Origin of the sequence: Streptomyces sp. NPDC002773, from assembly GCF_040295605.1 — a bacterium.
Classification (GTDB): domain Bacteria; phylum Actinomycetota; class Actinomycetes; order Streptomycetales; family Streptomycetaceae; genus Streptomyces.
In genome coordinates, this window is record NZ_JBEOVO010000021.1 from 39,383 (window position 1) to 52,698 (window position 13,316).

Sequence of the window (13,316 nt, forward strand, 5' to 3'; positions counted from 1 at the left end):
GCCTGATCCGGTGTGCCCGTGATGTGTGTGGGTTCTCTAGAGTTCACGACCATGCACATGATCAAGAGTTCACTCAACCGCCTGGCGCTCGCCGGCCTGGCCGCCGTTCTCCTGGCCGCCTGCCTGGTGTGGGTGCAGGCCGGACCGGCGCAGGCGGCGTACACCGACTGTCCGGCGAAGACGTTCTGCCTGTACACGCAGGCCGGCGGTGAGGGCGAGATGGTCTCGCTCGCGCCGCAGGACGGGCCCGTGCTCGACTACGGCACGGTCGAGAGCCTGAAGGACCGGACCTTCCTGTCGTTCCGTAACAACACCACCTCCTGGACGTGCCTCTACGACGACCCGGCGTACGGCGGGACCGACATCCAGGCCGTGTTGCCCGGGCACGCCGGCGGCGACCTGGCCAAGGGTGCCGACGGGCTGCCGAAGGTGACGGCGGCCTCGCACAAGTTCGCCCCGTCGAAGTCGCTCTGCCGGACCGGGTTCGACCGGTGCGGGGCCGGCCGGGTGTGCATCTTCCAGGGCCCCAGCGGGCGCGGCGTGGGAGGCGTGGCGAGCCAGGCCGAGGTCCTTCCCGGCGGCGTCCTGGGCAACAGGGACTACGGCGTGACCTGGGACGACAAGCTGGTGTCCGTCGCGAACCGCTCGCACAAGGCCGCCTGCTTCTTCCGGGACCCCGGATACTCCGGAACCTGGCAGGCAGGCGGCGTCGCGTACCGGGCGTTCGTCGTCCTGCCCGGCGAGGAGACGACCCTGCCCGCCGTGTACCAGTCGTCCGTCAGCTCCCACAAGCTCGCCGACGCGGAAGGGAAGTGCTGACCATGAACCCCGCCACGAACTCCGCCCGCCGCTCACGCATGCGCCGCGTCGCGGCCGTTCCTGTCGCCCTGGCGACACTGGCCCTGACCCAGAGCGCGGCGGTCGCCGACCCCGCCACCAACGACATCCAGTCGGTCCTGGACACCCTGACGGCCCATCACCTCACGGTGGCGGACGGCATCGAGCGGACCACGTACTCCAGCGAATCCTCCGAGATCGTCGTCCGCGTGGCGGTCATCGACCCGGACCTGGGGGCGATATCCCTGGACAGCACGGTGGGCGCCGGGGTGAGCGTGAAGGAGCCCACCACCGCGATGCTGGCCACCGTCGGCACCACCGCGAAGGACGCGCCGTACGTCGGTGTGAACGGCGGCTACTCCGTCTCCACCAAGGACGAGGACGACGCGACCGGCAAGGGCATCCCGGAGGAGCGGTCGGTCCCGATGGTGACCTCGGTCCAGGAGGACGTCGTGCAGGGCGCCGCCTGCCTGAAGGGGCAGAACTCCGTCGTCCTCCAGCACGGCCGGCCGCACTTCACCAAGATCACGACGACGCTGGGAATCACGTCCGACCGGAACACCGCGGACACCGCCGACGACGCCACGCGCGTGGTCGACGCCGTCAACCGGTACCCGGGCTGGGTCGTGTTCTGCCCGCAGGAGGCCGGCGACAGGGCCCTCCCGTACAAGACCGACGCGAACGGCGACGTCCAACGGCTCGACCAGTACGGCAATGTCATCAAGGGCGGTCCGTACTACCAGGACCACAGCGAGATCGTCGTCTTCACCTCGGCCTACGGCCAGAAGACGCCGGAGCCCCGGCACACCCCCTTCGTGGCGGCGGACGACGCCGACGGTGTCGAGGTCGCCGTCGACGCGTCGGGCCGTGTGACGGCGGTGAAGTCCCCGCGCGGCGGAATGGACATCCCTCCGGGGGGCAGGGTGCTCCAGGGCATCGGTGACGACGCCCAGACCGGGGGCGGCGCACAGTGGCTCAGGGACCACGCCATGGTGGGCGCGAAGCTCACGTACACGCAGCGCGCCACGGACCTGGGCGTCGTCGCGGACCCGACCGACGACGTCGACCTGCCGCTCGACCCCGCGTACCCGTCGATCGACGTCGTCAACGGCACCCACGATCTGATGCGGCACGGCAGGGTCGTGGCCGAACCGGCCGACAACGTCGCGAACGACCCGCGCACCGCGATCGGCGCGGACGGCTACGGACGCACCCTGCTGGTCACCGTCACCGCCAGGGACATGGGCCTGCGCCGGGGTGTCCCGATCTACGACCTCGCGAAGATCATGGAGGACCTCGGCGCCGTCGACGCGCTCAACCTGGACGGCGGCGGATCCACCACGTTCGTCGTCGACGGGCAGGTGAAGAACGTCCTCTCGGACGCGGGCGGGGTCGAACGGCCCGTCTACGACGCCGTGTACGCGGGACGCGGAGGACACGGCCTGCCGTCCGGCGGCAACTGACGCCTCCTGCCTGGCGGTCGCTCCGGATTCACCGGCCGGAGCGACCGTCGGCTCTCGTGGAAAATCGCGTTCACGATCTCCCGCACCGCGTACGTGCCCTGGTGGCGCTGACCGACCACGCACTGGGCGCTCTCGCAGTCACGTCAGGTCGGTGTTCTTCGTCTCGGGCATCCGGCGGATCACGGCCAGGGCGACGAGCAGCAGGGCCACCGTGTACCCGAGGAAGAGGTCCCCCTTCCCGTTGCTGGACAGCCACGTCTGAAGGTACGGGGCGGTGCCGCCGCAGACGGCCACGGCGATCGCGTACGGGAAGCCCACACCTGTCGTACGCACCCGGGTGGGGAACATCTCCGCGAAGACCGCGGGGGTGATCGCCACACCTGCGGAGATGAAGAGCATGGCCGTCGTCATCGAGACGGCCAGCTGCCACACCTGGTCCTGGATGAGCCAGTTGAGGGGGAATGCCAGGACGGCTCCGCCGATGTAGGAGCCGTACAGGACGGGCTTACGGCCGACACGGTCGGACAGGGCACCGAACAGGGGCAGCGTCACGAGGAAGACCACGTTGGCGAGGACTCCCGCCCACAGCGCGGAGGAGGCCTCGATGCCCTTGAGGGAGATGGCCTGGGCGGGGGCGGAGACGGCCCAGGTGTAGTAGACGACCGTTCCGCCCATGGTGAGGCCGAGCACGCGAAGGCACGCCACCCGGTTCTCCCGGAAGCCGGCCCACACGGAGGCACGCGGCTCGTGGCCCGAGGCGTCGGCCTGCTTCTCGAAGGCGGCGGTCTCCTCCAGCCGGAGCCGCATGACGAGCGCGTACAGACCGAGCAGACCACCGATCACGAAGGGCACCCGCCACCCCCACGCGTGCAGTTGGTCCTCGCTGAGGAAGGAGGCGAGGACCGCCCCGAGCACGGTGGCGACCATGATGCCGCAGGTGCCGGAGGCGTAGATCAGGCTCGACCAGAGGCCGCGCCGTTCGCGGGGGGCCATCTCCGCCACATAGGTCTGAGCCGCGGGAAGCTCCCCGCCGTGCGCCAGGCCCTGGACGAGCCGCGCGAGCACCAGGAGGACGGAGGCGCCGACGCCCAGCGTGGCGTAGGTCGGCGCGAGCCCGATCAGCAGGCTTCCCGCGGCGGCCAGCGCGATGGAGGCGACCATCGCCGCTCGTCGCCCCTTGCGGTCGCTGAGCCGACCGAAGAGGAGCCCGCCGAGGGGGCGCATCAGGAAGCCCACGGCGAAGATGGCCAGGGTGCTCAGCAGGGCCGAGGTCGGGTCGGCGGAGGGGAAGAACTGCGAAGCGAAGAACGGGGTGAAGATCGCGTAGACGTTCCAGTCGTACCACTCCAGGGCGTTGCCCACACCGGTGCCGATGACGGTGCGTCGCCGGGACGGGGCAGGGGCGCCCGCGGTCGTGATGCTCTTGGTCGTGGGGTCGGGGACGGTGGATCTGGTGGCCGGGGACATCTGGTCGGGCACGGGTTGCTCCTGGGGGACGAGGCACAGCGCGGATGGGCTGCGTGCGGAGGGACTGCGGATGGGGGTTGATGTACGGCTGAGCTGCGGGAGGGGCTTGACGCGTGCGGCCGGCTGCCTGTGATGATGGATACTCAAGATCCACGCGCACGGAAAACGCAGGATTTTTCTTCCATGGCTGATCGTTTGCAGGAATCCGCACCCCTGGACGAACTCGACCTCAGCCTGGTCCACACGCTGCAGATCGACCCCCGAGCGCCCTGGTCCCGCATCGGGCGGGCGCTCGACCTCGACCCCGTCACCGTGGCGCGGCGCTGGTCCCGGCTGACCGAGGCGGGCGTCGCGTGGGTCACGGCACAGCCCGGGCGCGCACAGGTCTCCCAGAGCTGCCTCGCCTTCGTCGAAGTGGACTGCCAGGCCGGCCACACGCTCGATGTGGCCAACACCCTCGCGCGATGGCCCCACGTCCTGACGGTGGAACACACGAGCGGCGGTCGGGACCTGCTGCTCACCGTCTCGACGCCCACGATCTCCACGTTCTCCGGGTATCTGCTGGAACGCCTGGGCGCACTCCCCGGCATCCGCGCGACCCGCACCCAGCTCGGCACCCACGTCTTCACGCAAGCCGCCGACTGGCGACTGCGCTCCCTCGATCCCCGGCAGCGGGCCCGCATCACCGCCGAGCGGCCGCCCCGCTCGCCGTCGACGCCCCAGACGCTCACCGAGAGGGACCGGCTCCTCATGGTGCGCCTGGGGGCCGACGGGCGCACCACGCTCACGGACCTCGCCCAGGAACTGGGCGTCGGGATCACCACCGTACGCAAGCGGCTCCGGCTCCTCATCGCCAACGAGGACCTGGAGTTGCGCTGTGAAGTGGCTCAGCCCCTGTGCGGCTGGCCGATCTCCACCCAGATCTGGGCCAAGGCCGAGATCGAGGACCGCGACACCCTGAACAGACTCCTGGCCGCCGTCCCCGAGATCAGGGCGTGCATCGGCCTCGCCGGCGGCGCGGCGAACCTGCTCATCAGTGTCTGGCTCCGTTCCCTCCCCGACATCCGCGGCCTCGAAGCCCGGCTCACCAGCGCCCTGCCGCACCTGAAGGTGCTCGACCAGGCCGTCTCGCTGAGCTTCGTCAAGCGCATGGGCCGCATCCTCGACCCGGCCGGCCGCAGTGTGGCCACCGTCCCCATGGACATCTGGTCCGCCCCTTCCTGAGGCGTCCACTCACCCCCCTGCCTCGATCCCGCGAGAGCCTCCTGCCGTCGTCTCTCCGGACGCCCCTCAGCGGGGCTTTCTGTTCGGCACGTACTGCCAGCAGTCGCAGGTGCCGCTCGGTGCGAACTCACCGGTGGGGAAGTCGTCGCCCGTACACCGTCCGGTGCCGTCCTCGTGGTCGTAGCTCTGGTGTTTGCAGGTGCGGCACCACTCCTTGGGGGCCCCGATGACGAGCATCGGGAGGAGGGATATGAGCAAGAGCCCTACGAAGCCGCCGACGAGGAAGAGGAGATTCGTCAGCAAGGTCAACGCCGCCCCCGGTGCTCGCCCGGACACTCGCTCCTGGCCCGCCCGTCGGGGGAGCGGGGCGTCGCGGTGCGGTCGACGGGTGAGGGCCGCACGTGTCGACCTCCTTTTCAGGCCGTCATGTTGACGGAAGACTCCGAGCAGACAGGTAAGCCTTCCGGAAGGCTAGCCTGGCGGGCCTCCGTGGCACATCCCGCGCGGCGGTCCGCCTGACGATTGGTTGAGAAGATGGACATGGTGGTGGCGATACTTCTGGCCGTCCTGATCCCCGTCGGCCTGCTGGCGCTCGGCGTGGGTGCCTTCTGGCTGTGGGTCCGATTCGGGACGGACGAGCCGTGGCCGTACGGCGGCGGTGGCGACTCCGGGGACACCTGGGGCGGCGCGTAGGGGACGTCGCCGCAGCGGCGACCTGTCACCCGGCGCTTCCCGACTCACCCCGCCAAGCCCTCTTCCCCAGCACGGTTCTGAGGCGGGGCTCCGTCCGCATGTGCGTTTCCGAGGCGTTGTCAGTGGGCGGGGATAAGTTCGATCTCGTTCCGCCACGACGGCGAGAGCATCCCTTCGACGTGCATGGGAGAGGTACGTTGCCGGTCTGGGAGAGGTCGAGTACGGCGCGGGTGGTGCCGCCCGCGCGACCGCGGAAGCTCGCCAAGGTGCCGTTCGTCGAACTGGCCGACGGACGACTGCAGGGCGTCGTGTCCAGCGGGTCCGACGCAGGACGCGTGTACGTGTCCTCGATCGCGGCCGCGACGTACGCGTTCGCGTGCAGCACCAACAACAACCGCCCCTGCGGCGGAGCGCGCGGCACCTTCTGCAACCACATCCGCGCCCTCGTCGGCGAGGCCGTCCTGCAGTACGGGGCCGAGCGCGTCGCCCGGTACCTGAAGGCCGACACCCCGGACGGCGAGCCCGACGCGCAGAAGCTCGTCTCCGTGATGACCGCGACGCGGCCCGAACAGGGCGACACCTCGGCGGCCGCCCCCGTGTTCAGCCGGTTCCTCCGGCACCTCGCCTACCTCGAACTGGAGCCGACCACCGCGCCGCTGCCCGAGATGCAGTGGTTCCCGCCGACGAGGACGGTCGCCTGATGCGTACGGACCTGCTCACCGACCCCGTCGACGGGCTCGACGAAGCGCTCGACGCCGTCGACGCCTTCGACCAGGCGCTCGTCGCCGGACTGCTCCGACCGCAACCCGCCCAGGCCGCCGGACTCGCGGCGCTCGCGGACGCCGTCGCCGGGACCCCCCTCGCCTCGCTGGTCGCCGAGGCGGCCGACAAGGCCGCGGCCGGAGCCGCCGGCGAGGACCACCTCGTCGCGCTCGCCGCCGCCCGCACCGCCCTCATGGGCGCCGCACACGACGCCCTGACGGCCCGCGTCGCCGACGTCACCGGCCGGCCGCGCGCCGAGCGGAGCACCCCGGACCCCGGTGCCACCGACGCGGACGCCACGGCCGCCGACGGCCCCGGCGCGAACGTGCTCGCCGCCGCCCGCGCCTGGCTCTGCGACCTCGCCCGCGCCGGCTGGCAGGGCATCGACCACGAACTCGTCGCCGGCGCCGCCCCCGTGGTCTCCGCGATGCTGCCGGACACCCGGCTGCGCCGCCAGGCGACCCTGCTCGACGGCTTCGCGGCCGAACTCGCCGCCTCCTGCCCCGGCGCCACCCTGGAACGCGTCCCGGTGCGCCGCTGGGCCGACCTGTGGACACGCGCGCTGCTCCTGACCCTGCCGGGCGCCGCCCGTACCCCCGCCCTGTCCACCGTGACCGGCCGTCTGCTGCCCCTGGGCGTGGATGTACAGGAGCACGCGACCGCCGTGCAGGCCCAGGTCCACGCGGTGCTCGAACCCTCCGACGGGACGGCGCCGCGCCTCGTCAGGGCGGCGGTGTCCGCACCCAAGCCCGACACCGTCGTCGGCGCCGGCCTGTGGCAGCTCCTCCGGCCGCGGATGTCCCTGCTCGGCGCGGCGGGGGAGGGGCGCGCCATGGAACTCGACGCCATGCCCGTCACCGCCGAGGGCGACCTCGTATGGGACGACGAGCGGGCGCGCGCCGGGGAGCCGGCCGACGCCCTCGCCACCGCCCGGGTGATCCTGGCCGCCGCCACCGACCCGGTGACCGCACCGCTGGACCGCCACCCCGCCCGGATCGCCGTCCCCGTACTCGTCGAGGGGTACACGGCGGAGTGCGGGGACGACGGGACGCCGGTGTTCACCGTCGCCGGGCACCGGCTGGCCGTCGACACCGACCGCGTCCCCGCCGCGGGCCCGCTCACTCCGGAGACCGTCGCCGCCTCCGGCGCCTGCCTCGGGCTGCTCCGGTGGGACGCGGGGGAGTTCGTCCTCCAGCCGCTCGCCGTCGAGACGACCGTCCGGAAGAAGACCGTCGCCGTCCACGCGGGCGCGTGGGCCGGAGGCACCACCGACAAGCTCGGCGTACGGGCGGAGAAGGCGGCCGCGGACTCCGTCACCGTCCTGCGCGAGCGAGCAGGAAAGCTGCTGCGCGCATGACCGACACCACACCCCCCGCCGACCGGGCCCGGCCGAGCAGTCCGGGAGCCGTCGCGGCCGCCACCACGGCCCAGGACGGCCCCGACGCCGACGACAACCGTCGCCAGGTCCTCTACTGGCGCCTTCTCGCCCGGCTCTTCGACCCCGAGGAGCAGGCCGCTCTCGAATCGGCGAGCCTCGCCGTCGTCGAGGACATCGGTCTCCCGTCGGCGCTGCTCGACCCGGGCGCGTCCGTCGACTCCGTCGTACAACGGCATCCGGAGCTGGCCGGCGAGTTCGACGGCCTGATGACGCCGGAGCCCGACCCGGACGGCGCGCGCGACCGGGCGGCGGAGGTACGGCGCGCCGCGCTCGCCTCGAAGCTGCTGCTCAACGTCTTCGCCACCGGATCGGGAACGGTCTCCGCGGGCCAACTGGCCCGCTGGCAGTCGGACGCGGGTTGGCTGGAGCGTGCGCTCGGCTGCCCGCCCGGGGGCCTGCGCGGCGGCCAGGGCGCCGGAGCGTCCGTCACGGCCGGCGGCCTGGGATCCGAACTCGGCGCGGTCGAGGCCGAACTCGTCCGCCGCATGCACCTGCGCGAGGTCCTCGCCGACCCCGCCCTGGCCGCCCGGCTCACCCCCAGCATGTCCCTGATCGAGCAACTCCTCCGCGACAAGGGCAACCTGTCCGGCATCGCCCTCACCAACGCCAAGTCGCTCATCCGGCGCTACGTCGACGAGGTCGCCCAGGTGCTCCGCACGCAGGTGGAGAAGGCCACCGTCGGGGAGCTCGACCGCTCGGTCCCGCCCAAGCGCGTCTTCCGCAACCTGGACCTCGACCGCACCATCTGGAAGAACCTCACCAACTGGAGCCCGGAGGAGGAGCGGCTCTACGTCGACCGCCTCTACTACCGGCACACCGTCCGCCGGACCACACCCCAGCGGCTCGTCGTCGTCGTGGACCAGTCGGGCTCCATGGTCGACTCGATGGTCAACTGCACCATCCTCGCCTCCATCTTCGCCGGACTCCCGAAGGTCGACGTCCACCTCATCGCGTACGACACCCGTGCCATCGACCTCACCCCCTGGGTGCACGACCCGTTCGACGTGCTCCTGCGCACCAACCTCGGCGGCGGCAACGACGGACCCGTGGCGATGGCGATGGCCCGGCCGAAGATCGCCGAACCCAAGAACACCGTCATGGTGTGGATCTCCGACTTCTACGAGTTCGACCGCTCACAGCCCTTGTTCGAAGGCATCGAAGCGGTCCACCGGTCCGGCGTGCGGTTCATCCCCGTCGGCTCGGTGACCAGCTCCGGCCGGCAGGAGGTCAACCCCTGGTTCCGGGAGCGGTTCAAGGCGCTCGGCACCCCGGTGGTCTCCGGCCACATCGACAAGCTCGTGCACGAACTCAAGACCTTCCTCACCTGAGACGCCCCGACCCGAGACCGCCCAGAAAGGCCCTTCGCATGTCCGACCTGCTCCGCGCTCCCGCCGAGATCAAGTACGCCGAGGAACTCGACTGGCTGGAGTCGATCGACGACAACCCCAAGCCGTTCTCCTGGCGCCTCTCCCCGAAGATGGTCCGCCTGTTCGTCCTCGGCTCCGAGCGCGCCGACGGACTGGACCGTGAGGTGTCGCAGAAGTGGTTCGGCGACCGCAGCTTCGTCGAGCGCTCCATCGTCACCCTCGCTTCCGACCGCGGTCTGCTCCTCATCGGAGACCCCGGCACCGGCAAGAGCTGGCTCGCCGAGCTCCTCTCGGCCGCGATCAGCCGCAACTCCACCCAGGTGGTCCAGGGCACCGCCGGCACCACCGAGGACCACATCAAGTACTCCTGGAACGTGTCCATGGTCATCGCCAAGGGCCAGTCCCGCGAGTCGATGATCCCCTCGCCGATCATGACCGCCATGGAGACCGGCACCATCGGCCGCTTCGAGGAACTCACCCGCTCCACCAGCGACGTCCAGGACGCGCTCATCTCGATCCTCTCCGAGAAGTACATCTCGGTCCCCGAACTCGACAGCGCCGGCGGCGAGAACATCGTCTTCGCCCAGCCCGGCTTCTCGGTCATCGCCACCGCCAACAGCCGCGACCGGGGCGTCAACGACCTGTCCTCCGCGCTCAAGCGCCGGTTCAACTTCGTCCGCATCCCCGTCGTCACGAACAAGAAGAGCGAGGCGGAGATCGTCCGCTTCCGCACCGAGGAACTGCTGCGCCGGCACGCCATCGAGCTCGACGTGCCGCCCACCCTCCTCGACGTCCTCCTCCAGAGCTTCGCCGACCTGCGGGCCTCCGCCGCCGCGGCCGGCAGCGACGACGAGAAGCTGGAGTCCGCCCTCTCCACCGCCGAGCAGATCGGCGTCCTCGAGGACGCGGTCCTGCACAGCGACTTCTTCGGCGAGCGCACCCTGACCGCCCGCGCCCTCGCCGCCTCGCTGGTCGGCACGCTCGCCCGCCGCGAGCCCGAGGACCTGGCCATCCTCAACAAGTACCTGCACGGCGTCGTCGAGCCGCGCGGCAAGGAGGAGGGCGGCTCCTGGCCCGAGTTCCTGGAGGGCGGCCGCGACGCGATCGCCAAGCTGTCGTGACCGCGGCCATCGAGACCGCCGGGCCGGGAGCCGTGTTCACCGCGCTACGAGGTCAACTCCACCGGGCTGCCGAAGAGTTCTCCGGGGGCCAGGACGCCCTCGAAGGCATCCTCCTCGGCATGGTCGACGACGTAGACCGCGCTGTCGGCGAACCCCTGGAGATCTTCCCCGTCTGCCACCACTCGCCCGCCTCCGCCCTCGCCATGGCCCGCCGACTGCGCGAGAAGCAGCCCAAGGTCGTCTACCTGGAGCTGTGCGAGGACATGGCGCCGCTCCTCACCGAGCTGCGCAACTGCCGGCTGCCCGTCGCGGTACAGGCCTTCGCCAGCGAGATCGACGGCTTCCCGCCCGACTGGGCCCCGCTGTCCGTCGTCGCACCCGTCACCGAGGCATCCGCCGAGTACCAGGCCATCGCCTACGCCCTCGACACACCCGGCGTGGAACTGGTCCTCGTCGACCGCTCCTCCGACCACGTCTTCCAGTGGGACGCCCGGCACGACCAGGCCGACCAGGCCGAGGCCCAGCAGACCGCCGCCGACGAGGACGCCCTGCACGGCGAGGCCGTCGGCATCGAGATCGGTGACCTCAGGCCCCGCTTCGCGGAACTGGAGGAGCACCTCCTGCGCCACGGAAAGGTGCGGCACTGGTCGGAGTGGTGGCACCAGTACGTCGAGGTCCCGCTCGCCGGCAGCGACCACGACACCTACCGCCAGGTCATGTTCCTCATCGGCAGCCTCTTCCGGCGACTCGCCCCCGGGCGGGGCGAGCGGGTGCGCGTCGACGAGGACCGCGAGCGCTACATGTGGACCCGGATGCGCGAGCACCTGGCCGCGACCGGCACCGACCCGGCGGACTGCCTCTACGTGTGCGGCGCCTTCCACGCGACCAGCCGCGTCGAGGAGTTCGGCGTGCACGGCACCGGCGGCTTCGCCATCCCCCCGCGGACCGCCACGACCTGGCAGTACGGCCTGATCCCCTCCAGCCACACCGCGATCGAGGCACAGTTCGGCCTCGCCCCCGGCTCCGTCTCCATCGCCGCGACGGAATGGGCGAAGAACCTCAAGCGCACCGGGGTCGAGCCGTACCGGCTGGAGGGGCAGACCGGCACGAAGAAGCCGCGCCCGGCGAAGAAGGCAGCGAAGGCCGCCGCGCCGCCGCCCCCGCCCGTACCCACGGAGGACCGGCTCACGGGCTTCCTCCAGCAGCCCCCCGCCCTGCACTCCCTCGACGAGGCCGAACTGCTCGGCTGGTCCGTCGACATCGTCCGCGCCGCCCGCCGCAGCGGCTACCTCGCCTCCACCGCCGACGCGATCGCCGTCTTCGAGACGTCGATCCTGCTCGCCGCCATGCGGGACCGGGCCAAGCCCACGCCGTACGACTTCCAGGACGCGGCGGTCACCTGCATCGAGAAGGACACCGTCCCCGGCCGCCGGGACGTACGCAGGCTCGTCGAGATCATGATGGGCGGCGACCGGATCGGCCAGGTCGGCTACGAAGCCCTGCCGCCGCTCGCACGCGACGTGCACGACCGGCTGGCACCGCTCGAACTGGACCTCCAGCAGCGCGGCGTACGGCGAGCCCTCCTCGACATGGCGTCCCGGCCCGAGCTGAAACCCTGCTCGGACGTCCTGTGGATGCTGCGCCGCCTGCTCCCACCCGGCGCCGCACGCCCGGTGATGGGGGAGCGGCGGCTCGGCGAGCGGTCGATCCAGGAGTCGTGGGACCTGTCGCTCGGCACCCACCAGCGGGCACTGATCGAACTCGGCTACGAGGGCGTGAGCCTGGAGCAGGTCCTCGAACAGCGCCTGCGCCGCACCGCGTACGGCGAGCGGGCCACGACGGCGGAGGTGCTCGCGGCGGTCGAGGACGCCACCCTGTACCTCGGCGGCAGGCGCCTCGCCGACGAGCTCGGCACCCGCGCCCTCGACGTCCTCGCGGGCGAGCGCACCGCGGACGGGGCACCCGAGGTGCTGCGCCGGGTCCGCGGCCTCCTGGCGTACTACCGCACCAGCGAGCCGGTGCTGCCGCCGTGGATCGAGTCCTTCGTCAGAACCGGGTACGCCCACTACTGCACGCTGCTCCCGACGGCGTTCCGCGACGAGGACGCGACCGTGGGGCAGGTGGCGGCGATGCTGGGCTTCCTGTTCAGCATGGAGAGCCTGGCCCTGTCCCTGGGCTGCGACCGGACGCAGCTGGAACTGGCGGTGGCGCAGTCGCACCCGGGCGACCCGGCGAAGACGGCGCTGCTGTGGGCCGCGCAGGTCCAGCTCGGCACCCTGCCCCGCGCCGAGCTGCGCGCACGCTGCGACGCCCTCCTCGCCAATCCCCTCGTGGTGCCCACCTACCCGCGCTACCTCAGCGGCTTCGTGCACGCTCTGGAACCGGTGCCGGGGCTCGCGGACGTGGTGGTGGAGGCCGTGTCGAACGCCTTCGGGCGACTGCCCGACGACGTCCTGCTGCCGTGGCTGCCGACCCTCATCACCACCCTGCGGGCGAACGCCGCGGAGCTGGCACCGCTGCTCATCCGCGAGGCGGGCCGGATCTTCCCGGCCCGGCTCGCAGCCCTGGACACCTGGGTCCCGCCGTGGCGCGCCCGACCGGAGCTGCGGCCCGTCCGGCCGGCCGCCGTGCCGCGCGGTGCGGCGTTGCTCCCGGCGCACCCGGAGACGTGCGACGCCCTGGCGGAGCTCCTGGGCTCCACGGACCCGTGGGCCCCGGCGGACGGGCAAGTCACCGGTCCGGCGGGTGCGGCGCTGCTGTTCACCCACCGGGCCACGAGCGACGCGGTGGCGGAGCTCCTGGGCGGCGGCGACCCCTGGACGCCGGCCGCCCCGGACGCCCGCGCCCCGGCCCTGACGGAGCGCCACCCGGCCACGGCCCACGCGGTGGCGGCGCTCCTGGCGGCCCCGTGACACCGGGCCGGCCGCCGGGCCGAAGGGCCCCG

General features: G+C 71.9%; 11 protein-coding genes. 9 read left to right on the plus strand and 2 right to left on the minus strand.

Annotated features, from left to right (window positions below):
- Nucleotides 1-57 precede the first annotated feature (57 nt).
- Both ABT034_RS23740 and ABT034_RS23745 read left to right on the plus strand, forming a co-directional pair.
- Nucleotides 58-819: a peptidase inhibitor family I36 protein gene (locus tag ABT034_RS23740; RefSeq protein ID WP_351218358.1), complete on the plus strand. Its 762-nt coding sequence runs from the start codon at nt 58-60 to the stop codon at nt 817-819.
- A 2-nt stretch (nt 820-821) separates the two neighbouring features.
- The gene (locus ABT034_RS23745; protein WP_351218360.1) at nt 822-2,300 is read left to right on the plus strand and encodes a phosphodiester glycosidase family protein; all 1,479 of its coding nucleotides are present in this window, start codon (nt 822-824) and stop codon (nt 2,298-2,300) included.
- Nucleotides 2,301-2,438: 138 nt separating this feature from the next.
- On the opposite strand, the gene ABT034_RS23750 is transcribed toward ABT034_RS23745, so the two are convergent.
- Entirely contained in the window at nt 2,439-3,779 is a 1,341-nt protein-coding gene (locus tag ABT034_RS23750) for an MFS transporter (protein ID WP_351218362.1), read from the minus strand.
- 171 nt (nt 3,780-3,950) lie between these two features.
- Between ABT034_RS23750 and ABT034_RS23755 the strand changes: the two genes are divergently transcribed.
- Nucleotides 3,951-4,991 carry an Lrp/AsnC family transcriptional regulator gene (locus ABT034_RS23755; protein ID WP_351218364.1) on the plus strand — a complete coding sequence of 347 codons (1,041 nt, stop codon included), beginning with the start codon at nt 3,951-3,953 and terminating at the stop codon, nt 4,989-4,991.
- Between the two features lie 66 nt (nt 4,992-5,057).
- Here ABT034_RS23755 and ABT034_RS23760 read toward each other — a convergent pair whose 3' ends face one another.
- Nucleotides 5,058-5,294 (minus strand): hypothetical protein, encoded by a 237-nt coding sequence (locus ABT034_RS23760; RefSeq protein ID WP_351218366.1) that lies wholly within the window; start codon nt 5,292-5,294, stop codon nt 5,058-5,060.
- A gap of 237 nt (nt 5,295-5,531) precedes the next feature.
- Here ABT034_RS23760 and ABT034_RS23765 point away from each other — a divergent pair, with 237 nt between their 5' ends.
- From ABT034_RS23765 to ABT034_RS23790, 6 genes are all read left to right on the plus strand, one after another.
- Nucleotides 5,532-5,684 carry a hypothetical protein gene (locus tag ABT034_RS23765; protein ID WP_351218368.1) on the plus strand — a complete coding sequence of 51 codons (153 nt, stop codon included), beginning with the start codon at nt 5,532-5,534 and terminating at the stop codon, nt 5,682-5,684.
- 197 nt (nt 5,685-5,881) lie between these two features.
- On the plus strand, nt 5,882-6,385 hold the full coding sequence (locus tag ABT034_RS23770; protein ID WP_351218370.1) for a hypothetical protein: 504 nt from the start codon (nt 5,882-5,884) through the stop codon (nt 6,383-6,385).
- Nucleotides 6,385-7,803: a hypothetical protein gene (locus tag ABT034_RS23775; protein WP_351218372.1), complete on the plus strand. Its 1,419-nt coding sequence runs from the start codon at nt 6,385-6,387 to the stop codon at nt 7,801-7,803. The genes ABT034_RS23770 and ABT034_RS23775 overlap by 1 nt, the downstream gene beginning before the upstream one ends.
- Entirely contained in the window at nt 7,800-9,212 is a 1,413-nt protein-coding gene (locus ABT034_RS23780) for a VWA domain-containing protein (protein ID WP_351218374.1), read from the plus strand. Before ABT034_RS23775 ends, ABT034_RS23780 begins: the two co-directional genes overlap by 4 nt.
- A gap of 38 nt (nt 9,213-9,250) precedes the next feature.
- Nucleotides 9,251-10,372 (plus strand): ATP-binding protein, encoded by a 1,122-nt coding sequence (locus tag ABT034_RS23785; RefSeq protein WP_351218376.1) that lies wholly within the window; start codon nt 9,251-9,253, stop codon nt 10,370-10,372.
- A 119-nt stretch (nt 10,373-10,491) separates the two neighbouring features.
- The gene (locus ABT034_RS23790; protein WP_351218483.1) at nt 10,492-13,284 is read left to right on the plus strand and encodes a hypothetical protein; all 2,793 of its coding nucleotides are present in this window, start codon (nt 10,492-10,494) and stop codon (nt 13,282-13,284) included.
- The last annotated feature ends 32 nt before the right edge of the window (nt 13,285-13,316 follow it).